Source organism: Lactimicrobium massiliense (assembly GCF_900343155.1).
Lineage (GTDB): Bacteria > Bacillota_I > Bacilli_A > Erysipelotrichales > Erysipelotrichaceae > Bulleidia > Bulleidia massiliensis.
Genome location: NZ_OUNG01000002.1, coordinates 50638 through 75078, shown reverse-complemented (window position 1 = coordinate 75078; position 24441 = coordinate 50638). Strand labels below are relative to the sequence as shown.

Genomic DNA, 24441 nt, shown 5'->3' with positions numbered 1-24441 from the left:
GACAGAAGGAGATGGGCATGAAGAAACTGGTGATCTTTGATGTGGATGGTTTACTGCTGAATACGGAATTTATCTGGCAGAAGATCTGGAATGAAGTGGGCAAGAGGAATCATGTGCCGGCGTTTGGGCCATTATTTCATAAAGCGGTTGGCACCAATGGCGATATGGTCATGAATATGCTTCGAGAAGAACTGCCTGCTTTGACTTCTGATGAGATTGACAAGCTGCGGGATGATGTTTTTGCACTGGGAGATGTGCAGATGGACCGTGATCTGTCTTTGATGCCGGGTGCCCAGGAGCTGCTTGCCGATCTGAAAGAGAAGAAGATTCCGATGGCAGTTGGTACGGCCACATCCCGCATCAAGACGGTGGAGCGCTTTGCAAAAATGCAGATCACACAGTATTTTTCCTGCATCGTATGCGGTGATGAAGTGAAAAAGAGAAAGCCTGATCCTGAGATTTATCAGACACTGCTTGCCAAAATGAAAACAGCACCGGAAGATGCACTGGTGCTGGAAGACACATGCTATGGGGTTGAAGCTGCCCATCGCGCCGGTATTGATGTCATCATGGTGCCCAGCATCAATGCACCGACTGGCACTGACAGACAGCGTGCCTGTGCCATCCTCGACAGTCTGTATGATGTCCACAAGCTGATCAGCTACGGAACCATCCAGCTTATGCCAGCACACTCTTCTGGCGAAGCTGCACTTTGACTTTCTTCTTCTTGATCGTCAGTCCTTCCAGCAATGGCAGGACTTTTTCTCTGGGCAGAAAGATGATGACAGCACAATAGCGGTCCTGCAACTGCAGCCGGCCGATCTTTTCAAACGGCATCCTGGCACACAAAGCACCAATCACATCCTTGATGCGGATCCCATCTTTTTTGCCAAGCGATAACAAAATTTCCGTGGCATCCACGTTTTCTGCTGCTGCTTTTGCAATTGGCCGGGAAAGATCACCGGCCTGATTCCGGATCTGATACGGTTCTGCGATATCCATGATCTGCTTTCCCATGTCACTGTCCTGATCATCCGGATCCAGCAAAGCAATCGTCATGCCGGCTTGTTCCTGATGGCCGGAGCGGCCAGAGCGGTGCAGGAAAGTATCCATATCCACCGGCAGATCATAGTGAATGACTCTGGATATGCTGGTGAGATCCAGGCCCCTTGCGGCCGCATCTGTCGCACACAATACCCGGATTTCACCTTGTTCAAACTGATGCAGTGTATGCAGGCGCTTTGCCTCATCAAAGTAGGCAGAAAACGGTGCCGCAAGAATCTCATGATGAGACAAAACGTCACAGATTGTATTGGCATCCGAACGATGATTCACAAATACAATGGCCTGCTGGATGCCGTCTTCGTGAAGCAGTTCCAACAGTGTCTCTTTCTTATTCTGGGTAAGGATGTCATAGGCTTTGATGTTTTGGCTGAGCTTTGCCTCATCCAGAATCACTTCTTCATAAGGCTCTGGCAGAAAGGATTTGACATCCTCATGCAGCGTCGCGGAAAACACAGCACGCTGTCCTTTTACCTGCTCAAGAATCTGCTTTGTCTGTTCACTCTGGCCAGTGCCTGCCATCATGTCTGCTTCATCAATGATTGTCAATGTGACACGCTTCAGGTTCAGCCTGTTCTGATGAATCAGATCCAGCAGCCTGCCTGGTGTGCCAATCACCAGTTCAGCTCCTTGTTTCAAGAGATTTTCCTGCTGTTCAATCGGCATGCCGCCAATCAGGCAGGCCGTATGAATGCGTGTATACAGGGAAAGCCGCTGAGCCGTCTGTTCCACCTGCACCGCCAGCTCCCTGGTCGGGGTCAATACAAGCACCTGGGTCTCTCTGTTTTCCTTGATGCAATCCAATGCAGGCAACAGATACGCCGCGGTCTTGCCAGCGCCGGTATGAGCCTGGACATAGAGACTTTTTCCCTGCTTCAATAACGGAATGCATTTCTGCTGAATCGGCCGCAAGTCTTTCATGCCGCAATGCACCATTGCTTTTTGCAGTGTTTCTTTTGCAATCATCGTATCGCTCATAATTCTAGTGTAGCCTTTGTGCAGGAAAAAATGCAAATCGATGTGAGCGGTGCAATCTGTGCGGAAAGAAGAAAGGGAAGGTATACTAATAAGGAAATGAAGGGAGACAGACATGGAAGATACAATTGCGGCGATTGCGACTGCCAATGCCATGGGGGCCGTTTCGATGATTCGCATCTCGGGTGAAAATGCGATATCCGCTGCGGAAAAGATCACACACAAAGACTATTCCCATGCGGCTGGCTATACCATCCACTTTGCGACGGTCTATGATGGCAAAGAACCCGTGGATGAAGTGCTTGTCTCTTTGTTCCGGGCACCAAAGTCCTATACGGGTGAAGATGTGGTGGAGCTGTCATGCCATGGCGGTATGTATATCACCCGTCGTATTCTTTCCATCGTATTAGGCACTGGCGTGCGCATGGCAAGACGCGGTGAATTTACGGAACGTGCCTTTCTCAATGGCAAAATGGATCTCACCCAGGCCGAAGCGGTCAATGATCTGATCCGCTCCCGTGACAAAGTCAATGCCAGAAGTGCGGTCCATGCCATCAAGGGATCCGTTCAAAAACTGCTGGCGCCGCTGGAAGAAGATCTGACCCAGATCATCTCCAACATCGAAGTCAACATCGACTATCCTGAATATGATGATGTCCACCAGCTGACCGAAGAGGAAATCCTGCCCAAGGCAAAGCAGTGGGTGAAGCAGATTGATCAGATCATTGAGACAGCCCAGGATGCGGTGCTGATCAAAGAAGGTATTGATACTGTGATCCTTGGCAAGCCGAATGTTGGCAAGTCCTCTCTTTTGAATGCCCTGCTGGAAGAAGACAAGGCAATTGTGACGGATGTGGCCGGTACAACCCGGGATCTTGTGGAAGGCAGTGTGCGGGTCGGCAATATCACACTGAACCTGATTGATACGGCCGGCCTGCATGATTCATCCAACAAGATTGAACAGATCGGCATGGCCAAGACCATGGATGCACTGCACAAGGCACAGCTTGTCATCGTGGTCATTGATGCCTCCCGCCAGGACGCAGAAGATGAAAAGCTGCTGGCGATGACAAAAGATAAAAGCAGAATTGTCGTCTATAACAAGAAAGATCTGCAGGAAGTGCCGGGCAAGCTTTGTATCTGTGCCGGCAGGGGCGACGTGCAGGCATTGAAAGATGCCATTGAGACAAAGTATGAGAAAGAGCTGCTGGCAGCACAGTCTGATACCTTGAATAACGAAAGGCAGATCGGTCTGGCCATTGCCGCCCGCAATTCTGTGCAGGATGCCATTGCCTCTTTGGAAGCTGGCATGGAGCTGGATCTTGTGACCATCGACCTGCAGAAGGCATGGACAGACTTAAGAGAAATGACAGGAAAGGCAGGCAGGGAAGATCTGCTGGATGAAATATTCAGCCGGTTCTGCCTCGGTAAGTAATATGCAGTATGTTGATACACATGCCCATCTGTTTGATGAGGCATTTCACGATGATTTTCATGATGTTGTCAGGCGTGCTGAAAATGCCGGCATCACCAGGACACTGATCATCACGCTGAAACATGAAGAGACGATGCAGGCCATCGCCTTTGCTGGCAAAGATCCTGAACACTATCAGGTCGCGGCGGCCATCTTCCCCGAAGACGCTGACAAGATCACGGATGCCGACTATGCCCAGTTTGAAAAAGACGCCGCCCTGCCCCAGGTCAGCGTACTTGGTGAAATGGGTTTGGAATACCACTGGGTCAAGGATCCAGGCATCCGGCAATTGCAGAGAGATCTGTTTGTCAAACAGATGGAACTTGCCAAAGCACTGAACAAGCCGGTGGCAGTCCATGCCCGCGATGCCATGCAGGATACCTATGACCTGATGAAACAGGTCCATCCAAGAGGCCTGCTGCACTGCTTCTGTGGCACCAGGGAAATGGCAAAGGAATTCACAAAGCTCGGCTTCTTTCTTGCGCTGGGCGGGGCACTGACATTCAAGAATGCCCGGCATTCGGTTGAAGTTGTGGAAACGGTAGATGAAAAGTGGCTGCTAACAGAGACCGACTGTCCGTACATGGCACCGGAACCAGTGCGCGGCACCCGCAATGAGCCGGCCAACATTCCCTATATTCTTGCCAGGATGGCATCTGTGCGCAATGAAAGTGTGGAACACATGGCAGATGTTGTGATGGCTAACTATGAAAGGTATCTCCATGGCTGAGAAGAAACGGATCAAAGAACTGATTGTAGTGGAAGGACACCATGATACGGCAAGGCTGAAACAGCTGTATGACTGCGATACGGTGGAAACCCATGGTACGTGTCTTTCTGACTGGACGCTGCGTTTGATCAAGCGGGCTGCCAGAACCCGCGGTGTGATTGTCATGACGGATCCGGATTCTCCTGGCAACCGCATCCGCAAGGCAGTCAATGATGCCGTGCCTGGCTGTATGAATGCCTTTGTGGATAAAGCGCATGCCCATACGACACATAAAGTAGGCGTTGAGCATGCGGATGACAAAACGATCCAGGATGCACTGGACAATCTGATTACATTTACGGAAGAGAGTCATCTGACGATGCAGGATATGTATGCACTGGGCCTGTCAGGACGTCCTGACAGTGGGGAAAAGCGTGAGAAGATCGCACAGCTCTATCATCTTGGCAATGGCAATGCAAAGACCATGCTGAGCAGGCTGAATGCGCTTGGCATCAGTAAAGAAGAACTCCAGGAGGCACTGAAATGACAAAGTGGATTGCAACACCATCCCGGACAAAACAAATCCTGGCAGATTATGGCCTGCATGCAAAGAAGGGCTATGGTCAGAATTTCCTGGTGGATCCGATGCTTGTGGAGCGCTGTGCCCAGCAGGCTCATGCCGAAGATGCCGTCATTGAAATCGGACCAGGCATCGGCTCATTGACCGAGCAGCTTGCCCGCGTGGCGAAACATGTCACCGCCTATGAAGTCGACGAAGATCTGAAACCGGTCCTGGCAGATACATTGTCACCCTATGACAATATCGAAATCATCTGGCAGGACTTTCTGACCTGTGATATCAAGACAAAAGTGCAGGAACTCAGGGAACAGTACGGCAGTGTTTCCGTGTGTGCCAATCTGCCTTACTACATCACCACACCCGTCCTGTTCCGTTTGTTTGAGGAAGCACCTGAGATTCCCTATATTACGGTCATGGTGCAGAAGGAAGTTGGAGAACGCTTTGCGGCTGGTGTCAATACCCAGGAGTATGGTGCCCTGAGTGTGGAGGCGCAGACACTGTATGATGTCAGAAAGCTGTTCAATGTGCCGGCCAGATCCTTCAATCCCAGTCCGAATGTGGACAGTGTGATCATTCAGTTTGCCCGCCGGTCGGAAACTGTTGATCCAGAAGATCTGCAGAAATTCTTCACCTTTGTCAAAGCCTGCTTCCGCCAGAGAAGAAAGACGGTTTACAATAATCTCAGAGACTATCTTGGCTCAGGAGATCAGGCACTTGCTGTCCTTGAAAGGGCAGGCATTGATCCCCGCACCAGAGCGCAGGAACTGAGCAAAGAGGAGTTAAGAAAGCTGTACGATACATTATGAGAGAACGTGCTTATGCCAAAATCAATCTGTGCCTGAATATCAAAGACACAAGAGCAGACGGCTATCATGATCTGGAGATGATCATGGTGCCGATTGACTTCTATGATGTGCTGGAAATGGATATTGCCCCGGAAACAACCCTGTCCAACAACCGCAGCTTTCTGCCGGTCAATGAGAAAAATACGGTGATTAAGGCAATCCGGGTCATGCGTGACCGCTATGGCTTTACGGAAAACTTTGCCTGCACACTGAACAAGCATATTCCAACCCGGGCAGGTCTGGCCGGGGGCAGTGCCGATGCGGCGGCCGCCATCCGCATGATGAACCGCATGTTAAACCTGCAGATGAGCAGAGATGACATGATTGAAGTGGGCAAGGAGGTCGGTGCCGATGTACCGTTCTGCCTGTTGAATCAGCCGGCCTTTGTTCGGGGCATCGGCGAGATCCTGCAGCCATTTGTATGCCATCCTGACTTTGAAATCCTGCTGGTCAAGCCCAAGCGCGGTGTCTCCACCAAGGAGGCCTTTGCTCTCAGTGACAAGACAGATCCCATCCATCCTGACTGCATGGCCATGTGCAGGGCATTGATTGAAAATGATTATCAGGGTGTGATTTCATCGCTTGGCAATTCCCTGGAGGATGCGGCTGTACAGCTTGTGCCCGAGATTCGCAGCGTAAAAGAAGCCCTGCATGCGCTGGGCTTCGATGGCGTATTGATGTCAGGCTCAGGCAGCACAGTCTTTGGCATCACCAGAGATCATGATCTTCTGGAAAAAGCCAGCCAGCTGCTGTATGAGCGCAAATATTTTGTCAGAAGAACGCGGATTCTTACCCGCTGATCATTCCAGATACATGGCTTTCAGCCGATCAATCTCATCATCGCTGAGATTGATTTTTTTCTGCACAAATTCCTTTACAGAACCATATTCACGGTCACACCAGTCCATCATCTGTTCCATGGTCTCCGGCATGACGCCAAACATGCACCGGATGCCGGTCATGATGCGCTCATCATCAGTGAGCTCACGTGCCTTTTCCAGCATCGACTCAATCCGGTCTGCCCGGAACTCATTGGTAAGCAGATAGTCTTCCATCATGGTTTCTCTGTCAAAGTCCAGTACAGACATCAGGAAGACAGCCGCAATGCCAGTACGGTCCTTGCCGGCATTGCAGTGCCACAGCACAGAACAGCCATCCGGATTGGACAGCAGATAGTCAAAGAACTTGCGGTATCCCTGCTGGGCACGGAACGTCTTGATGATCTCAATATAGAAGCCATACAGATCAAACGGCATCTTGACCATCTCCATGACCATGGACAGTTCATCATCATTGGCATGCACAACCGGATTTTTATCTTCAGACACCTCTGGATTGACCGAAATCCAGACATAGTCTGTGCCGGGAATGGAAACATCCGGCTTGGCAGCAGCTTCCAGGCGGGTGCGGAAGTCAATGATCGTTTTGACATGATATTTGTCAGTCAGTAAGGCAATGTCATCATCCTGCAGATTATGCAGATTGGCGGTGCGCAGAAGACGGTCCATGCGGATCTTTCTGCCCACTTTGTTTACATAGCCGCCCAGCTGGCGGTCATTGTCGACATGGGCAAGCCCCAGGGCATGGGGCATGGCCGTGACGGATTCATAGTCCATAAAAAAGTCCTCCGCTTTCATGATACATCATCCGCCACCGGTTGGGATGGCAATTGCCAGCGGTATAATAGACTTGCAACTAGCGGAGGATGAATATGAAGAATGCAATTATCATGGCCGGGGGCAAAGGCACCCGCATGAAGTCAGACAAGCCCAAGGTTCTGCATGAAATCCTGCATGAACCGATGCTGGGACTGGTTATTGACAGCCTGCAGGCTGCCGGGGCACAGCGGATTGTGACCATTGTCGGCTATCACCATGAAGAAGTCGAAAAAGCCATGGCAGGCAGATGTGAATTTGCCGTGCAGGAACCGCAGCTTGGCACCGGCCATGCGGTCATGCAGGCTCATCAGCTTGAAAAGGAAGAGGGTATCACATTGGTGGCATCCGGTGACTGTCCGTGTGTACGGCCGGAAACGTATGCCCACATGTATGAAGCGCTCAAAGATGCCCAGATGGCCGTATTGACGGCTGTTCCGGATGACAATGGTGCCTATGGCAGAGTGATCCGGAACGCAGATGGCAGTGTGAAGAAGATTGTGGAGTTCAAGGATGCGGATGAAGAGGAAAAAAAGGTCAGGGAGGTCAACACCGGCATCTATGCCTTTGATACACAGTCTTTGTTTGCAGGACTGTCTCATCTGGACAACAACAATGCCCAGCATGAGTACTATCTGACCGATCTTGTGGAGATTCTGCAGAAGATGGGAAAGAAAGTAACAGCCGTTGCCTGTGATGACTGGCAGGAAGTATCCGGCATCAATGACAATCCGGCCCTGGCCGCATCCAGTTACTATCTGCAGCAGCGCATCAACCTGGCCCATATGCAGGCCGGCGTGACAATTGTCGATCCAAAGAACACCTACATCGGTCCGCATGTGTCAATCGGCCATGATGTCGTCATCTATCCCAATACGTGCCTGTTTGGTGATACGAAGATTGCGGATGGAACTGTCGTAGCACCGGGTACGGTGCTGACAAACGGAAAGATTGGCCTGTAAGATTGGGATTCTAACCTGTTCATAAAGCGGTTTCGCGCTTATAATATAACCTGTTTGTGAGGATATAGAAGGGAACCAGTATGGTAAAGGAAACTGTCATTTTCGCACTTACTTCCAGCACTGATCTCGCTGCGCATGTATGCCGGGATCTTGGCCTGCCGCTTGGCAAAATCAAGGTGGAACATTTCGCTGATGGTGAGATTCTTGTAGAACCGCAGGAATCTGTCCGTGGAAGATCTGTCTTCATTGTCCAGAGTACATGCAATCCGGTAACGGAGAGACTGATGGAGGTGCTTGTATGCATTGATGCCTGCAAGCGTGCTTCTGCCGGTGAGATCAATGTCATCATGCCGTATTATGGCTATGCCCGCCAGGACCGCAAGGCAAAGCCCCGCCAGCCGATCACAGCAAAGCTTGTTGCAGATCTTCTGCAGGTAGCTGGTGCTGACCGTGTTGTCGTATTTGACCTGCACGCAACCCAGATTCAGGGCTTCTTCGATATTCCGATTGATGATCTGACCGCTGTACCGATGCTTGGTCAGTATTTCAAGGAGAAGAACCTGCCGTCTGACAAGCTGGTCGTTGTATCACCTGACCACGGCGGCGTCACCAGAGCAAGAAGACTGGCCGATATTCTGGATGCACCGATTGCGATCATTGATAAGCGCCGTCCGAAGCCGAACATGGTCGAAGCACAGAATGTCATTGGTGATGTGAATGGCAAGATCTGCATCGTTGTCGATGATATCTGCGATACAGCCGGATCTCTTGTTGCAGGATGCCAGATCCTGAAGGACCATGGTGCTTCTGAAATCTATACCGGCATCACACATGGTGTCTTCTCCAGAGATGCGATTGAAAAGATCGAGAATTCTCCGATCAAGGAAATGGTCATCACCGATACCATTCCGATGAGTGAGGAACAGAAGGCAAGAACGACCAAGATCCACGTTCTGTCCGTCGCAGACATGATCGCCAGGACGATTGATTCCATTCAGAACCATACACCGGTATCTGATGTCTACGATCTGTTCAAGGACTGAGGACATAACAAAAGTTACACATACAGCCAGTGGAAACACTGGCTTTTTCATACAAAAAAGGAAGCCGCAAAGACTTCCTCAGGCTGTAAATCGATAACCCATGCCCATATCATAATTGACATGGACTGGATGAGATGGATTCACTTCAATCTTTTCACGAATGTGGCGGATGTGCACAGAGATGATCGGCCTGACTTCAAACGGCTCTTCCTGCCAGGCATGACGGTAAATCTCTTCGGGAGAGAACGTGCGGTCAGGATGAGCCATCAGGAAGTGCAGAATCTGAAACTCCTTGGGAGTCAGATGGCTGTTTCTGCCATTGGCAGAGACACTGTGCTTTTTGATATTCAGAAAGATCATAGGCTTATACCGATAGTTTGTCCTGCATCAGCCATCCGTCAAGACCATACAGACCAAGCACCCAGACAAGAGATAACAGGGTAGTGGCCGCATAGCTTGTATCAACTCTGCTGGTCATCCATGCATTCAGGCAGGCAAGGACAATGAACAGCAGGAAGGCCAGCCAGCCGCCGTACTTTTTGCCATTGAACAGCGTGGCCTGAATAATGACGGCAGAGAATGCAGCAAGGGTGAAGGAGAGCAGTTCCAGCAGGCTGATAACGCAGAATCTGACAATATCAAGCACGCGTAAACTGTCCAGATCAAACGCAGACAGGAAGGCACGGATCGTGATATCCGGGCTGATGGTGCCGGCTGCTTTGAGGTCAATGATGGCCAGCAAGGCAAAGAAGGCAATCATGACAAAGAAAGATACCGTGTTTTCAATCACTTTGGCACCCAGGATCTCCCAGGAGGAGTGAGGTGTCAGAAACAGCATATAGCTCTGCTTGGTATTGAGATCCTTGTACAGAATCATTGTGGAGTAGATGGCAATGATCATCAGGCCAAGGGCAGTCGTAAAGACAAGCCCCATAGAGCCAAAGATCAAGGATCTGCTCATGTCATATTTCACCGGATTGCCATGGAGCAGACCAACCAGAAACAATGCCTCAAACAAACAGGCAATGACAATAATGATCAGCTTCAGATTCCGCGTTTTACGGAATTCATATTTCAACAGTTTTCCCATGTTTTTTCTCCTTCTTACTTCATGATTTCACGATACAGATCAGCTAGAGAATCATGATCCTCACTGCGGACATCTTCCGTATCAACCGTCTTGATCAGATGACCGTTGTGAATAAAGATCGCATCTGTCACATACTGTTCCAGCTCTTCCACCAGGTGGCTGGAGATGACAATGGCTGTATCCGGCTGGGCAGCAGAAATAATCGTGTTCATGATGGCATCACGTGATAACAGATCAATGCCGTTGAGCGGCTCATCCAGCAGATACACTTTGGCATGGCGGGACAGCACGCCGGCTGTTTTCAGCTTTGCCAGCATGCCAGAAGACAGATTCTTCAGCTTTTTGTCAGCAGGCAGCTGCATTTTCTCTAAAAGATTATCAAAGCGCGATGGATCAAAATCATCAAAGAAGTCGGCAAACCAGGACCGTACATCCTGCACGCTCATCCAGTCATAGAAGTAGGATTCCGTGCTCATATAGGCAATGTACTTCCGGCTTTTCACACCCACCGGTTCGTCTTCATACAGCACTTCACCGGATGTCGGCTTGCTTAAACCAGCCGCAATCTTCATCCAGGTCGTCTTGCCGGATCCATTGGGGCCAAGCAGGGCATAAATCTTTCCTGGTGCAATCGTAAACGACACATCATCCAGTGCCGTCGTATTCAGAAATTTCTTCGTAACATGATTTGTTTCAAGCATCTTTCCAATTCTCCCTGATCATCTGGATCATTTCTTCTTCACTGTAGCCAAGCTCTTTCAAACTGCTGATCAGACTGTCAACAGACTCTCTTGCCATCTGATTGCGGATGTTTTTCACCATGTCCGCATCCTCGCTGACAAATGTGCCAAGTCCGCGCCTGGTCATACAGATGTGTTCACTCTCCAATACCTGATATACCCGCGAAGCAGTATTCGGATTGATCTGAAATGCAATGGCAAGATCACGCGTTGAAGGCATCTTTTCACCTGGCTTGCGCTTGCCAGAGGCAATCTCTTTCTCAATCTGATGTACAACCTGCAGATAGATCGGCATACTCGTGTCATACTTCATATGTCTTCCTCACTAGTGCACTAGTAGATTAGTACACCGTGACGATAAATGCAAGTAAAAGAAACAAATTTCTTTTCCAACAGGGAAAACATGGCTTTTCTGGCTATAAGGAAGCAGGGAACAGATATGTCAGAACAGTATGCAAACCGGCAGGATAAAGGACAACTGGGCAGACTGCAGAATATCCAGGCATCAAAGATGCTGGCAGAAAATGCTTTGGGCTCACCCGGATTCTGGATGAGCAGACCGTAAAAGATATTCTTTACAGAACAGAGAAGCAGGAGAAAAACAATGATGCCAATCAACAATGCCATTAACCTTGCCTATCAGAAAGAACAGTTGGATCTGTATGCCAAGAAGATCATGGCAGACGATCAGATCATCAGAGTTCTGCTGAAAAATGCAGTACCAGATCTGTTTCCCCAGCAGGTAGAAATAACCATCAGAAATATGTTGGTCTCCAAGGTGCCTGTAGACCCTGGCTATACCAATCGAATCAGCGTGAAACAACAGGAAAACTTTATCCCGTCGGAAGGCAGAATTGTCTTTGACCTGCTGTTTGATACGCAGCTACAATCCAATAAAACAATCACTGTCAATGTCGAGATCCAGAAGAATTTCCATCTGAAATATCCACCTGCCTGCCGGGAAGAATTCTATCTGGCAAGACAGATTTCTGCACAGGCGGAAAGCATCTTTTCACTGGCCAGACAGGAGTATGGAAAGATTCATCATGCGATTGGCATCTGGCTGTACCTGAATGTGCCAAAGAAATACAGCAATACCATCATCAGATGCCAGAGAGAACGCAGAATCATGGCGGGATCAGGACAGCAAAGAACGGATAACTTCCCATCCACGATCATTGAAATCATGGTCGGCAATGAACCGTATACTGGTGACAATGATCTTCTCCATGTGCTGCATATCATCTTCAAAGAAACCTGCAGCGCAGAAGAGAAGATGAAAAGGCTGGCACAATTCGGCATCATCGATCATAATGAATTCAGAAAGGAGCTGAGAGATATGTGCAACTACAGTGACCTGATTTATGAGAACGGTATCAGGAAAGGCAAGATGGAAGGCAAGCTTGAAGGCATAAGAGAGCATAGTCTTCAGGCCGCAAGGAATATGCTCCAGATGGGTGGCTTTTCGGATGAAACAATTGCCCAGATATCTGGTATTTCTCCTGCAGAAGTTCGTCAGCTCCGCAAGAAGAAGCTTAACTGATAACAGGAGCATCCTTCTCCAATGAATTCAGAAAGGAGCTGAGAGATATGTGCAACTACAGTGATCTGATTTATGAGAACGGTATCAGGAAAGGTAAGATGGAAGGCAAGCGTGAAGGCATAAGAGAGCATAGTCTTCAGGCGGCAATGAATATGCTTCAAATGGGTGGCTTTTCGGATGAAACAATTGCCCAGATATCCGGTATCTCTCCTGCAGAAGTCCGTCAGCTCCGCAAGAAGCAGCTTAACTGATAACAGGAGCATCCCTCTCCAATGAACTCAGAAAGGAGCTGAGAAATATGTGTGATTACAGCGACTGGGTCTATGAAAAAGGCTATCAGACTGGGTATCGGCAGGCGTATCGGCAAGCGTATCAGCAGGCGTATCAGGAAGAAGTAAGAAAGTATGCAGTCAATATTGCAGAAAAAATGATGAAAGATGGCATTCTTCCTGATGAAAAGATTGCAAAGATTGCAGGTTTAAGTCTTGAAGAAGTCCAGCAGTTGAGGAACCATCCAGAGAATGGATCCGATCAATCATGAATCAGATGGGTGCTGCCAGAAATGGTAGCTTTTCTTTTGACTGTCAATACAAAAATTACAAAATGTATGAAAGAATCGTGAAAGAATTCTTGAAGTCTTGAAAGAAAATTGGAAATCAGTCATCATTAGGGCAAAGGGGACAGATTCATTGTTGACATTGGAGGTTATTTATGAAGGAACCATGCTATTTTCATGATCATGAGGTGATTCTGAACTATTCTGCCGAGTTTGTCACCTCAACATCACAGCTGCTGGATTCTCAGGTATTCAATGAGTTTCTGGATCATTATCTGACGTATCTGGACAGCCACCGCGGTGATCTGCGTGTTTTTTTATACAAGAACACGGATGAGCGGAAAAAAGTAAAAGAAGACCTGAAGAATGTTCTCCATGTTCTTTTGTTAATGAACATGAACAAGGTGGATATGCCGTATCTTCAGCTGCCTGAGACAATGCAGGATGTGATTGAGGAAGGATACCGCTATTGGAACAGTCTGCAGCGTTTCAGTGTGCTCTATGCCCAGAGAGCAGATTCCTATCAGACCAATTCCTTTATGAACGTGGACAACCAGATCAATGAGGTTGCCCGCAATTTCTTCCGTACTGTTGAAGCCAAAATCACCGGCCGTGCGGATAATGTCTACCGTCAGATTCAGGCAGGCACCAATGCCTCTTTGCTCATGCAGAAATATGCCTGGAAATGCCCGAAGGAATATCAGGAACTTGCGGATATTGACTTTGTGCATACAATCATGGTCCGTACACCATTGATCATTCATACCAAGTCCAACAAGCGCACCAACACCTTTGCACCATCGGATCACAATCCTGTCCTGGATTTTAAAAAGGGTGATGATGACTGGTTCTGCTTCCCGGCACTTGTTGGTGAAGTCCTGATCTTTGTGTATTTCCACAAAGATGAAATGAGCTCCTGTGTCGCCACCTCCGGTCTGTTTCAACTGGCCAGAGAAGAAGACTGCCGCGGCAGAAAGCCAGATGCGATACTCTTCTTTGGCAATCCCGACGGCACCAAAGACACGGTCTATTATCATGACACTGACAATCACATGTGGATCGGCAAGACAAGTGCTTCCCCGGAGATTGACTACTTCGGCTATACCAAGAAGAGCATCCTGACCCTTCACAACCTTGCCATGATGGAACGCGGCTGGCTGCCAATTCATGGGGCGATGGTCAACCTCTATCTCAAAGATGGCAGAAAGAAAGGCCTGATGTTCATGGGTGATTCCGGAGCCGGCAAGAGTGAAACCATCGAAGCATTAAGCAATCTTGCCAGTGATCAGATCGACCATCAGGAAACGGTCTTTGATGACATGGGCACAATCCACATGGATGAAGATGGAAATCTCTGGGCACAGGGTACAGAGATCGGTGCCTTTGTCCGCCTGGATGACCTTGATAAAGGCACTGCCTATAAGGACCTTGACCGTTCTATCTTCTTCAACCCGGACAAAAAGAATGCCCGGGTTGTCATGCCTGCTGCACCGTATAAGGTTGTCATAAAGAACCATCCGATTGACTGCTTTGTCTATGCCAACAACTATGATGACAAACGCGGCATGCATGTATTTGCCAATGAAGAAGAAGCCAAGAATGTCTTCATTCAGGGTAAGCGCTTCGCTCTTGGCACAACCCAGGAAAAAGGCCTGTCCACAACCTTCTTTGCCAATCCGTTTGGACCAATGCAGGAACAGGACATCTGCAAGCCCCTGATCGACAAGATATTTGCGGCACTATTTGAAAAAGGCATTCCGGTTGGCGAAGTTTACACATGCCTCGGCCTGCCTGACAAAGGAGACCATGGCATTGACAAAGGTGCCCAGGCACTGCTGGATTTCGTCATCAACAACGATAAATAAGCAGAAACCTGGTTTTTACAAAAAGCATGGGAAAACTTGTCATCATTTGACTTGAATTCAGAATACAAAGTGACTATTCTACATCTCGATGACAAGAGTATTGGGATCAAGACGCACCTTCTGTGATGAAGATGACGAAAAAGCTTTGACGTTTATAGAGACAGTCGCAGATATTACGACAGTAAAGGAGTACAGAGAACTGATGCACTGCCGCCAGCATCATGCGACTTCACGCTATCAGCACTGTCTGAATGTGGCGTGGTATTCCTACCTGATGGCCAGAAAAGCAGGACTTGATTACCGCAGCTGTGCCAGAGGAGCCATGCTGCATGACTTCTACCTGTATGACTGGCATAAGGGAACACCACTCCCCGGCAGGCACTGCGCTGTACATCCGCGCATTGCACTGATGAATGCAGAGAAGTACTTCAAGCTCAACGATATTGAGAAAGACTGCATTGTCCACCACATGTGGCCAAACGGAACATCCAGGCCAAAGACAAAAGAAGGCATGATTATCACCATTGCCGACAAGTACTGTGCTACGCTGGAATTCTGCAGCCACGGTGCCCTGCAGGTACCTTACTATGTCGCCAAGGCCTACAAGATGATTATGGAATGAGCAGAGAACAATCTCTGCTTTTTATGTCATAATCTGGTTTTGAATTCTGCATCTTTCTGCATGCATTTTGAGGATATCTCTACTATCCTGATAACAGGAGGTCATACTATGGAAAATCTGTTTCACCGTGTCAGTATCCGGAAATATCAGGATAAACCTGTCAGAAAAGAGGATATCACAGAAATCCTGCGGGCAGGCATGCAGGCACCAAGTGCCGGCAATCAGCAGCCCTGGGAGTTTTATGTTGTTACGGATAAGGATATGATTGCGCAGCTTGCCAAGGCAAGCCCCTATGCCGGCTGTGCAGCCGGTGCACCGGCAGTGATCGTACCTGTGTACCGCACAGATGGGCTGCGCTTTCCTGAATTCGCCCAGATTGATCTGGCAATTGCCCAGGAAAACATGTGGATCATGACAGATGCGCTGGGACTGGGCGGTGTCTGGCTTGCCATTGCACCTGTACAGGACCGCATGGATGCAGTCAGAAAGATATTGGATCTGCCGGATACACTTGTGCCGTTCTCCTTGTTTCCGGTTGGCTGGCCGGCGGAGGAGAAGAAACAGCAGGATCGCTTTGAAGAAAGCAGAATTCACTGGCAGTAAACTAAAAGGAAGATGCGAGGTCTTCCTTTTTCAGTTCTCTTTATCGGATGTCTGGTTATGATAGATTCCCATCTGGCAGATTGCCTTGCTGTTATCTGGCGATGTCCCAAGCCGCATGGCCAGCACCAGATAGGTATCATTGTCAATCTGGCCGGCCTGCCATACCGGAATGTTGGATCTGGCAGCTTTCCTGAGCACCTGCTGACATAAAGGCTTCTGCAGGATATTGCTGTGTTTGCCCATGAATTTCTCCATGGCATCTGACAGCCGCAGCATGGTAATACTAGAATTGGATACTTCCAGCACAATTTCAGGAATGATCTTGCCAATGGTGAGATAGTGACCTGCCTGAGAATAATAGGAGGAATTGGCTTTCTGATAATAAGGAAGCTGATCCATATGTACATAGTTTGTCCAGAACGTACTCTTGATCAGTTCCTCCCATGGCATCGGACTAGCATAATAGAAACCCTGAATATAATTGACGCCGCACAGACGGACAAAGGTCAGCTGTTCTCTGCTTTCTACACCTTCAACAACCACTTCCGTCCTCATCGAATGCGACATCTCAATCAGAGCCCGGATAATGATGGAAGAACGCGCATTCTCATGGAAGCTGCGCATAAACTCCATATCCAGCTTGACGCCATCTACCTTGTAATCTTTCAGAGCACTCAGGGAAGACATGCCGGTGCCAAAATCATCCAGTCAGATCTGATAGCCTTCCTTCTGCATGGCACGGATGGCATTCTGGATCTTGGGGCTTTCAATGATCGCAGATTCTGTGATCTCAATACGCAGGGCATTGTGAGGAATCTCATACTTTGAAACAATCCGGCTCAGTCTTGCCGGTACATCACATACATCAAAGTCCGTTCGTGACAGATTGAAAGAGAAGAATAGATTCTCACGGCGGTCTTCATTCATATCTGCCAGCAGCTGGCAGCCTTTCTCCAGCATATAGAAGTCAAGCCGATAGGCATCATGTGACTTTTCCAGCACCGGCATGAAATTACCAGGTGAGATGATGCCGCGTTCAGGATCATTCCAGCGTGCCAGCACCTCAAAGCCGCATGTCTTGCCGGATGCACCGCCGACAATCGGCTGAAAGTACGGGATGAAATCACCACGAGAAATAGCTTCGTTGAACTTGGAGAGCACGAAGGTTTCCTTCTGCGTGCTCTGAAACAGCTCATCATCAAACACACGGATGGAATTCACCGTCTGCTGACGCAGGGTATCACACGCCGCATGGGCCATATCGATACATGCGCGAAGATCGCTCGTGCCGCGGTCTTTGTGATGCAGGTAAACACCAGCACGCAGGAAGATGTAATTGTGCGGCAGATAACGGGAAATACCCTGCTGCACCTTTTCGATTCTGGCTGCGTCATCTGTTCTTTGGGTTAGAACCAGAAAGTGGTCATTCTCACTCCGGGTGATCAGATCGCCGGGGAAGTTTCTCTGCAGCAGCTGGCCGGTTCTGGTCAGTACCTGATCACCGGTTTTGAAACTGTTCGTCTGATTCAGACTCTGGAAACGGTCGATATCAAAGAAGATCAGCTTCCATTCCGGATTATCTTTGATCAGATCTTGAGCCTCATGGGTGAAAGAAGAAAGCGATGGCAGGCCGGTAATCCGGTCTTTTTCGTTGCTTGGCACATGTTCATCCGGCTTGTTATAGTCAATGGAAAATGCCCGGCTGACAATCTGATTCTTGCCCTGTGCCTTGACTTCATACAGACAGTCATCTGCCTGCTGCAGACAGGAGCGGATATCGCGCTCATTTTTCAGCATGCCGTAGCTGATGCCAATCGAGAACGAAGACATCGTCCCATCCGGCATCTTCCGGGCAAAGTCTTTGCGGAACTGTTCCATCTGCGCCTTGAAATCTGCCTGGGTGATATTACGGCTGATAACCAGGAATTCATCACCGCCATAGCGGTAACACTTGATCTTGTCACTCTGCAGATCCTTGGCCATGGCAGTACCAACTCCCTGCAGCAGAGTATCACCATATATATGGCCAAAGACATCATTGACCCGTTTGAAATCATCGATGTCCATCATTGCCATGCACACATAAGCTCCGGTAAAAGCGGGGAAGTCCTGGCGCAGGGCAGCACGGCTGTTCAGACCGGTCAGTACATCCGTGCGGTTTTCCTTTGTCAGCGTGGAGTTTGCTTTGGCAAGTTCTGACTGCAGCCAGGTCGTCTGGGCAAACCAGATCGTGCGCAGAATCATTGTAAATACGCAGATGAAATAGAAAATGCCAAGATCAAACGCATCCTGCCAGGCAATATGAGCGTTTGAGAAAATCAGGCAGGCCAACATTGTGATCGCGGATGTCAGCACGACCGGCACGATATGATTGCTGCGGTAAAAAGGCAGGATCGTGACCCAATGTCATTAAGTTAGGGCTTGATGATTGAAACGCTTTGTATTTTGTAAGAATACAAGGCGTTTTTTTTGATGGCCAAAAGGTCCGTATTTTTTTGGATGATTTTCTAAAAAACACTTGACAGCCAAAAATCAGCCTTTTTTACACAATCCGAAGGAAATTGTAGGAGGAAAAATTCACTATGATTTCCATTGATTCTGTTAAGTGCGTAGATGACATTTTAGCCAAGGCCATTGATATGGTCGAGCAAAATATAAGCTGCTATTGTACGCAGCCAGGTGTTGACTTCACTCGGATACGTGCACTGCCCGCTGGTATTCTGATTCGCTTCCTTATCCAGAAACAGGCCAAGGCATTAAACCAGGAACTCTCTGATTTCTTTGTTTCCAAAGTCCCGCCGTCTGCTTCGGCTTTCTGCCAGCAGCGTTCAAAGCTCGATCCCGAAGCTCTTGAAAGAGTAATGCACTTAATGACTGAAAACATTCCTGGAACCAGATTCTTCAAAGGCTATCGTGTATTCGCTTGTGATGGATCAGATGTACGTATCCCTTATAACCCTGATGATCCAGAGACATTTCTGAAGAATGATGAGAACAGCCAGGGCTACAATCAGCTTCATCTCAATGCTCTGTATGACGTTCTGAATCGCGTATATACAGACGCTATGATAGATACGAAACAGAAGTCTCATGAGAAAGGCGCTCTGCTTGATATGCTTAAAGCCCATGATCTGCCAGCCAAAACGATTATTACTGCTGACCGCGGCTACGAAAGCTATGAGCTGCTTGCCTATATGCTTGAAAACAGCATTCACTTCGCCATTCGTATAAAGGATATATTCAGCAGCGGGATCTTATCTGCCATTGATCTGCCAGATGAAGAATTCGATCGAGATATCACTCGTATATTGACAAGAAGCCAGACGAAAGAGATCAAGCAAAACAAGCAGAAATACGTATTCCTGCCATCAAACGTAAATTTCAGTTATCTGGATTTTGATCATCCGTTCTACAATATGACTTTCCGTGTCGCCCGTTTCAAAATCACGGACGGTACTTATGAGTGCCTGGTTACGAATCTGCCCAAAGATGAATTTTCCATCACTGAGCTTAAGGAACTTTACCATATGCGCTGGGAGATTGAAGGTGCATTCCGCCACTTGAAATACGATACAAACATGGTTTACTTCAATTCAATCAAGCAGAAAAACGCAAGACAGGAAATCTATGCCGCTCTCATCATGTACAACTACACCCAGCTTCTGATCAATGCTGTGCCGGTAGAAAAGGATGGCAGAAAATGGACGTATCAGATTGCTTTTAAGCCTGCCGTTACGAATGCGCGATTATTCCTGAAGAAGCTTATTACGACAAAAGCATTCATAGACAGAATAAAAAACTTCCTGAGTCCCGTACGACCAGGAAGAAAGTTCAAGCGCAATATAAAGTCACAACCAGCAAGACTGTCACTCTATAGAGCTGCCTAAGCAACTTCATTATACGAGGTCAGCCTTTGGATTCAATGATAAAGTGACAGATTGCTCAAAAGATGTTTTCGTCATGCCTTCTTTTTGAGAACCTCTGGATTGTCCTCTAAGAGCTGATCAAAAAAGAAGCTGAGTCCTGAAGAATAACATTATTATTCTTCATCCAGCTTCTTAACTTAACGGGTCAAAATCTCAATATCACTTTCATGAGCTTATCTTAATGACATTGGATCGTGACCAGTGTCATAATGATGACAAGCTCAAAAAACAAGGAACTGCCTGTCTGGGTTGTAAACAACGTCATGCCGGAGATCAAAGCATTGATCAGAAAACCGACATAACTGACATTGAGGTTGTGAATGGCAGACTTGCGGTCGGAGGCTACACTGAGATGCAGCAGATAGAAAATCAGGACAGTGTTGAAGATGATCAAGGCAAGATAAGCGAGGATGCTTGGCACCTGTGGGTACAAAGCTGCCTCATCTTTATAGATCAAAAGACCGGCGGAGCCAATGAAACCAAGCAGAATGAGCAGGAGAGAGACGACATAGCTGATGCGGACATTATTCTCCGCAGCTGCGATCATCATCGGTGTACTGTTCATGAATTGCTTCAGGTCTTTGTTTCTGGTAAGCCGCAGATAATCTTTGATTGATCGTGCGGAATTGATCTCCATGCGCTCTCACCTCTTCCGTATCAACACAGTGCGCATACATATAAATTATATAAAAAAATCAGGGGAACTGGATTGCGTAAAGTGCGCAGTATGTTGGTATTTTTGAACAATATATTTGAAGTCTTACGATTGACTGATTGACAAACAGATAGTACAGATAATACACTTAATACAGACAGTACAGAAGAAAGGGAGGATATATGTTTCTGCTTAATCTGCAAAGCAAAGAGCCGATCTATGAACAGATCCAGAAACAGCTGATCCGGTTTATTCAGGCAGGTGTGCTGAATCCGGGGGACAAGCTTCCTTCCGTCCGCCAGCTTGCCCAGGAAAATGGGATTAATCCGAATACGGTTGCCAAGGCATACAGTGAGCTGGAAAAGACAGGCTGTGTATACAATGCACCAAAAAAAGGGGTGTATGTTGCCAGGATGGATGTGCAGCAGCCGCACCGCCATCAAATTGCTGCAGTGCTGGCACCGCTCAAGGAGATGGGAATCCAGAAGCAGGAAATTCTGGATGCTGTAAAGGAACTGTATGGGGAGGACGAACATGCTGAGAATTGAGAATCTGACCAAGTCATTTGACTGCAGAGAAGTTCTGAAGGATCTGAACCTGGAGATACAGGATGGTTCCATCTTTGGGCTTGTTGGCATCAATGGTGCCGGCAAGAGTACGCTGCTGCGGCTGATTGCCGGTGTATATGAAGCAGATGGAGGCCATATTCTGTTTCAGGATGAAGACGTCAGTCTGGATCCTGCGGTCCGCCGCCAGATTGCCTTTGTTTCTGATGAACAGTACTATCCGATCGGTTCTACCATCCGTTCCATAAAACTGCTGTACCAGACCATGTATGACTTCAATGAAGCAGTCTATCAGAAGTATCTTGCTCTGTTTCATCTGGATGAGAATGCCGGCATCGTGAATCTGTCCAAAGGAAACAAACGACGGGTTGCGCTGCTGTTTGCCTTCTGTATCCATCCCCGCCTGCTTCTGCTGGATGAAGCGTATGACGGCCTTGAGCCCCTTGCACGTCTGACGGTCAAAAAAGCACTGGCAGAACTGATTGAAGAGGATCATGCGATCGTCATCATTTCTTCCCACAATCTCAAGGAGCTTGAGGATATCTGCGATTCCTTCGGCATTCTGGAAGATGGCAGAATGATGCAGTATGGTGATCTGCTCGCCTCCAAGTCAGTGATCAACAAGTACCAGGCAGCCTTTGCAAAACCAATGACAAAAGCTGATTTTGCCGGTTTTGATCTGCTGCATTTCAGCAGTGAGGGTCGTGTCTGTCAGATGGTGATCAAAGGTGAGCGTGAACAGGTGATGGCAAAGCTGGAAGAAATGAACCCGCTGGTGCTGGATGTGCTTCAGGTGAATTTCGAGGAACTGTTTATCTATGAAATGGAAAGCAGGGGTGATGCACATGAATAAGAACTATGCGTTATATCTGTTTAAGAGATGGAAACCGGGCTGGCTGTTCTATGCTGTGATGTATGTCATGATCCCGGCGGCGTGCATCCTGCTGGATGGCAGTAATTATTATCTGAACCAGGGAGAGGCTGTCAGAGACAGTCTGCACACTGCTTTTGGTGTTTCTGCAGGCATTGCCATTGTTTCCTGCTTCATCCTGCCCGTCTTCATGTTCAGCTATCTGCACCGCAAGCGCAGTGAGGATCTCTTCCTGTGTCTGCCAATCTCACGTGCACAGCAGATCCGTACTGAATTCTTCATCATGTACGCTGCTGTCATGGGCGGCTTCATCGCATCTGCCCTTGTCAGTTTGCTGTGCGGCATCTTCACATATCCCGGGCTGATTCATGCGGCGGGACAGACGGCTGCCCTGACAGCCCACATGGCCCTGTTCACCGGCGTCATGCTGCTGTTCAACAGTCTGCTCTACATGACTGCCAACAACATTCTGGATGGTGTTGTGATGCTTGGCGCCTATACGCTGCTGCCTTTCATTATGCAGTTCGTCGTCAAAACCTTCCTGCAGGATGTGACGGTCGGCTCTGCCCAGTTCTACAGCAGCGCATTCTTTGAGCGCTGGCTGTCACCACTTTATCTTGGCACTGCCAATGCAAACATACTGATTGATCCGGATATGATTGGCCTTTCTGATATAAATGCATGGAGCTGGATATCAGAAGCAGTTCTGCTTGCCTATGGCATCTTTGCCTTCATCCTGAACCAGAGGCTGCTTGTCCGCAGAAAGGCAGAACGTGCAGAACAACTGTCAGACAGTCCGCTTGCTTATCCCTTTGTGATTCATATTATGCTGTTTCTTGGCCTGCTGCTGATCTCCAGCAGCTATCACCAGGAAGGCTTTACCGCTTCCTTCATCTTTATACTTGTGATGCTGTGCCTGTATGCAGCAGGTTCCTTCATCTACCGCCGCCGCATCATCATCCGGCCGCGCCTGTTTATCATCTTTGCTATCTTATGCCTGTTGACAGGCGCACTGTCAGAAATTGGCTGGAAGACAAAGGGCTTCGGACTGATCTATCCTGTCAATCTGTCTGCAGACAGCGATGTGGAAATCAACTATGACGCGTATATGAGCAAAAAAGATCTCGGTGATGTCAGTGCACCTGATGAATATGTTTCCGTATATTTCGACGCCGTCATGACATATGACCAATGGCAGAACAACAAAGATTTCCAGGATATTTTCAACCGGCACATGGAAGAAAGCATTACTGCGTTATACCAGGAGAAAACAGCATATTTCTCATCCAGCGCTCTTGCCATCTACAATACCAGCACTGTCGCTGACGGCAGCACCAGAATGACCAATTATCACCGCTATCCGCTGCCGGAAGATCACATGCTTACACTTGATGAGCTCATGACGGTCAGTCAGTTTACGAAAGTGAATGTTGCGACGGATGATGGCGAAAATACATATACGCTGCAGGCGTATTTACAGAAAGAAGGAAAGTAATATGTCAATCTTGCTTGATGACAAAACAAGGAGTGTCTGTGCCAATGGCAGAAATGCTCACCTGACACCGCATGAGTATGGCATTCTTGCCTATCTGATGTCTCACCCAAACCGGACCTTTACGGCCGAGGAGATTTACCGCAATGCCTGGAATGAGGAACCGTATGAATGCAGACCAATTATCTCAGTGCATATCCGCCATATCCGGGAAAAGATTGAGATCAATCCCTCACAGCCCATGTATCTGGATTCTTTCTGGGGAAAGGGCTATCGTTATAATCAATACTGAACAGGAAGGGAGAAATCTCTTCCTTTTTTGCATAGAAAAAGAGATGGCAGATGCCATCTCCCTGGCTAAGCTCAGAGCTTGACGACGTTAGAAGCCTGCGGTCCGCGGTCACTCTGTGTAATATCAAAGCTGACTGCCTGACCTTCATCCAGAGTCTTGAAGCCTTCACCCTGAATTGCGGAATAATGTACGAAGACATCATTGCCGTCATCTGTTGTGATGAAGCCATAGCCCTTTTCAGCGTTGAACCATTTTACCTTACCTGTTGCCATAATACTTTTGAATCTCCTATCTATATGATCTGTATCCCCGCAT

Annotated in this window: 28 protein-coding genes and 1 pseudogene; 20 read left to right on the top strand and 9 right to left on the bottom strand. The window is 48.2% G+C overall.

Going from position 1 to position 24441, the window contains the following annotated elements:
- Positions 1-17: 17 nt before the first annotated feature.
- Positions 18-716 (top strand): HAD family hydrolase, encoded by a 699-nt coding sequence (locus tag DHU66_RS03785; RefSeq protein ID WP_167836244.1) that lies wholly within the window; start codon positions 18-20, stop codon positions 714-716.
- Here DHU66_RS03785 and DHU66_RS12000 read toward each other — a convergent pair.
- Positions 679-2040 (bottom strand): DEAD/DEAH box helicase, encoded by a 1362-nt coding sequence (locus DHU66_RS12000; protein WP_167836243.1) that lies wholly within the window; start codon positions 2038-2040, stop codon positions 679-681. The two genes, DHU66_RS03785 and DHU66_RS12000, sit on opposite strands and share 38 nt — an antisense overlap.
- Positions 2041-2152: 112 nt before the next feature.
- On the opposite strand from DHU66_RS12000, the gene mnmE reads away from it, so the two are divergent.
- The 5 genes from mnmE to DHU66_RS03750 are packed head-to-tail and all read left to right on the top strand — an operon-like array spanning position 2153 to position 6445.
- A complete protein-coding gene (gene mnmE, locus DHU66_RS03770) occupies positions 2153-3472 on the top strand; it encodes a tRNA uridine-5-carboxymethylaminomethyl(34) synthesis GTPase MnmE (protein ID WP_108774570.1) in 1320 nt (439 codons plus the stop codon).
- A 1-nt stretch (position 3473) separates the two neighbouring features.
- Complete coding sequence (locus tag DHU66_RS03765) at positions 3474-4241, top strand: TatD family hydrolase (RefSeq protein ID WP_108774569.1); 768 nt, start codon at positions 3474-3476, stop codon at positions 4239-4241.
- Positions 4234-4767, top strand: coding sequence for a ribonuclease M5 (gene rnmV, locus DHU66_RS03760; protein WP_108774568.1), 534 nt, complete (start codon positions 4234-4236; stop codon positions 4765-4767). Before DHU66_RS03765 ends, rnmV begins: the two co-directional genes overlap by 8 nt.
- A complete protein-coding gene (gene rsmA / locus DHU66_RS03755) occupies positions 4764-5606 on the top strand; it encodes a 16S rRNA (adenine(1518)-N(6)/adenine(1519)-N(6))-dimethyltransferase RsmA (RefSeq protein ID WP_108774567.1) in 843 nt (280 codons plus the stop codon). The genes rnmV and rsmA overlap by 4 nt, the downstream gene beginning before the upstream one ends.
- Complete coding sequence (locus tag DHU66_RS03750) at positions 5603-6445, top strand: 4-(cytidine 5'-diphospho)-2-C-methyl-D-erythritol kinase (protein ID WP_108774566.1); 843 nt, start codon at positions 5603-5605, stop codon at positions 6443-6445. Before rsmA ends, DHU66_RS03750 begins: the two co-directional genes overlap by 4 nt.
- Here the strand turns inward: DHU66_RS03750 and DHU66_RS03745 are convergent, their stop codons facing one another.
- Positions 6446-7261, bottom strand: a complete 816-nt coding sequence (locus tag DHU66_RS03745) for a tyrosine-protein phosphatase (protein WP_167836242.1) — start codon at positions 7259-7261, stop codon at positions 6446-6448.
- A 95-nt stretch (positions 7262-7356) separates the two neighbouring features.
- On the opposite strand from DHU66_RS03745, the gene DHU66_RS03740 reads away from it, so the two are divergent.
- Together DHU66_RS03740 and DHU66_RS03735 are read left to right on the top strand one after the other, a co-directional pair.
- Positions 7357-8262, top strand: a complete 906-nt coding sequence (locus DHU66_RS03740) for a bifunctional UDP-N-acetylglucosamine diphosphorylase/glucosamine-1-phosphate N-acetyltransferase GlmU (RefSeq protein WP_108774564.1) — start codon at positions 7357-7359, stop codon at positions 8260-8262.
- A gap of 80 nt (positions 8263-8342) precedes the next feature.
- Complete coding sequence (locus DHU66_RS03735) at positions 8343-9305, top strand: ribose-phosphate diphosphokinase (RefSeq protein WP_108774563.1); 963 nt, start codon at positions 8343-8345, stop codon at positions 9303-9305.
- 78 nt (positions 9306-9383) lie between these two features.
- Here the strand turns inward: DHU66_RS03735 and DHU66_RS03730 are convergent, their stop codons facing one another.
- The 4 genes from DHU66_RS03730 to DHU66_RS03715 are packed head-to-tail and all read right to left on the bottom strand — an operon-like array spanning position 9384 to position 11448.
- The gene (locus DHU66_RS03730) at positions 9384-9665 is read right to left on the bottom strand and encodes a winged helix-turn-helix domain-containing protein (protein ID WP_108774562.1); all 282 of its coding nucleotides are present in this window, start codon (positions 9663-9665) and stop codon (positions 9384-9386) included.
- Positions 9666-9669: 4 nt separating this feature from the next.
- Positions 9670-10395, bottom strand: coding sequence for a hypothetical protein (locus DHU66_RS03725; protein ID WP_108774561.1), 726 nt, complete (start codon positions 10393-10395; stop codon positions 9670-9672).
- Positions 10396-10409: 14 nt separating this feature from the next.
- Positions 10410-11096 (bottom strand): ABC transporter ATP-binding protein, encoded by a 687-nt coding sequence (locus DHU66_RS03720; protein ID WP_108774560.1) that lies wholly within the window; start codon positions 11094-11096, stop codon positions 10410-10412.
- On the bottom strand, positions 11089-11448 hold the full coding sequence (locus tag DHU66_RS03715; protein WP_108774559.1) for a GntR family transcriptional regulator: 360 nt from the start codon (positions 11446-11448) through the stop codon (positions 11089-11091). Before DHU66_RS03715 ends, DHU66_RS03720 begins: the two co-directional genes overlap by 8 nt.
- 126 nt (positions 11449-11574) lie before the next feature.
- Between DHU66_RS03715 and DHU66_RS12515 the strand changes: the two genes are divergently transcribed.
- The 7 genes from DHU66_RS12515 (at position 11575) to DHU66_RS03685 (ending at position 16324) form a co-directional block, all read left to right on the top strand.
- Positions 11575-11700, top strand: a complete 126-nt coding sequence (locus DHU66_RS12515; protein ID WP_280952618.1) for a hypothetical protein — start codon at positions 11575-11577, stop codon at positions 11698-11700.
- Between the two features lie 39 nt (positions 11701-11739).
- A complete protein-coding gene (locus tag DHU66_RS03710; protein ID WP_108774558.1) occupies positions 11740-12678 on the top strand; it encodes an RpnC/YadD family protein in 939 nt (312 codons plus the stop codon).
- 47 nt (positions 12679-12725) lie between these two features.
- Positions 12726-12929: a hypothetical protein gene (locus DHU66_RS03705; protein ID WP_108774557.1), complete on the top strand. Its 204-nt coding sequence runs from the start codon at positions 12726-12728 to the stop codon at positions 12927-12929.
- A 47-nt stretch (positions 12930-12976) separates the two neighbouring features.
- Entirely contained in the window at positions 12977-13219 is a 243-nt protein-coding gene (locus DHU66_RS03700; RefSeq protein WP_108774556.1) for a hypothetical protein, read from the top strand.
- Positions 13220-13389: 170 nt separating this feature from the next.
- Complete coding sequence (locus DHU66_RS03695) at positions 13390-15099, top strand: phosphoenolpyruvate carboxykinase (ATP) (RefSeq protein WP_108774555.1); 1710 nt, start codon at positions 13390-13392, stop codon at positions 15097-15099.
- A gap of 88 nt (positions 15100-15187) precedes the next feature.
- Complete coding sequence (locus DHU66_RS03690; protein ID WP_108774554.1) at positions 15188-15721, top strand: HD domain-containing protein; 534 nt, start codon at positions 15188-15190, stop codon at positions 15719-15721.
- 108 nt (positions 15722-15829) lie between these two features.
- Positions 15830-16324 carry a nitroreductase family protein gene (locus tag DHU66_RS03685; RefSeq protein ID WP_108774553.1) on the top strand — a complete coding sequence of 165 codons (495 nt, stop codon included), beginning with the start codon at positions 15830-15832 and terminating at the stop codon, positions 16322-16324.
- Between the two features lie 30 nt (positions 16325-16354).
- On the opposite strand, the pseudogene DHU66_RS03675 reads toward DHU66_RS03685, so the two are convergent.
- A pseudogene (locus DHU66_RS03675) lies at positions 16355-18568 on the bottom strand (bifunctional diguanylate cyclase/phosphodiesterase).
- Between the two features lie 338 nt (positions 18569-18906).
- Between DHU66_RS03675 and DHU66_RS03670 the strand changes: the two are divergent.
- A complete protein-coding gene (locus DHU66_RS03670) occupies positions 18907-20211 on the top strand; it encodes an IS4 family transposase (protein WP_108773886.1) in 1305 nt (434 codons plus the stop codon).
- 217 nt (positions 20212-20428) lie between these two features.
- Here the strand turns inward: DHU66_RS03670 and DHU66_RS03665 are convergent, their stop codons facing one another.
- A complete protein-coding gene (locus tag DHU66_RS03665) occupies positions 20429-20887 on the bottom strand; it encodes a hypothetical protein (RefSeq protein WP_108774550.1) in 459 nt (152 codons plus the stop codon).
- 200 nt (positions 20888-21087) lie between these two features.
- On the opposite strand from DHU66_RS03665, the gene DHU66_RS03660 reads away from it, so the two are divergent.
- Genes DHU66_RS03660 through DHU66_RS03645 form a run of 4 tightly spaced genes read left to right on the top strand, consistent with a single transcriptional unit; the run spans position 21088 to position 24126 of the window.
- Positions 21088-21453: a GntR family transcriptional regulator gene (locus DHU66_RS03660; RefSeq protein ID WP_108774549.1), complete on the top strand. Its 366-nt coding sequence runs from the start codon at positions 21088-21090 to the stop codon at positions 21451-21453.
- Positions 21440-22324, top strand: a complete 885-nt coding sequence (locus DHU66_RS03655) for an ABC transporter ATP-binding protein (protein WP_167836241.1) — start codon at positions 21440-21442, stop codon at positions 22322-22324. Before DHU66_RS03660 ends, DHU66_RS03655 begins: the two co-directional genes overlap by 14 nt.
- Entirely contained in the window at positions 22317-23837 is a 1521-nt protein-coding gene (locus DHU66_RS03650) for a hypothetical protein (protein WP_108774547.1), read from the top strand. Before DHU66_RS03655 ends, DHU66_RS03650 begins: the two co-directional genes overlap by 8 nt.
- Position 23838: 1 nt before the next feature.
- The gene (locus DHU66_RS03645) at positions 23839-24126 is read left to right on the top strand and encodes a winged helix-turn-helix domain-containing protein (RefSeq protein WP_167836240.1); all 288 of its coding nucleotides are present in this window, start codon (positions 23839-23841) and stop codon (positions 24124-24126) included.
- A 71-nt stretch (positions 24127-24197) separates the two neighbouring features.
- Here DHU66_RS03645 and DHU66_RS03640 read toward each other — a convergent pair whose 3' ends face one another.
- Positions 24198-24398 carry a cold-shock protein gene (locus DHU66_RS03640; RefSeq protein ID WP_108774545.1) on the bottom strand — a complete coding sequence of 67 codons (201 nt, stop codon included), beginning with the start codon at positions 24396-24398 and terminating at the stop codon, positions 24198-24200.
- Positions 24399-24441: the final 43 nt, after the last annotated feature.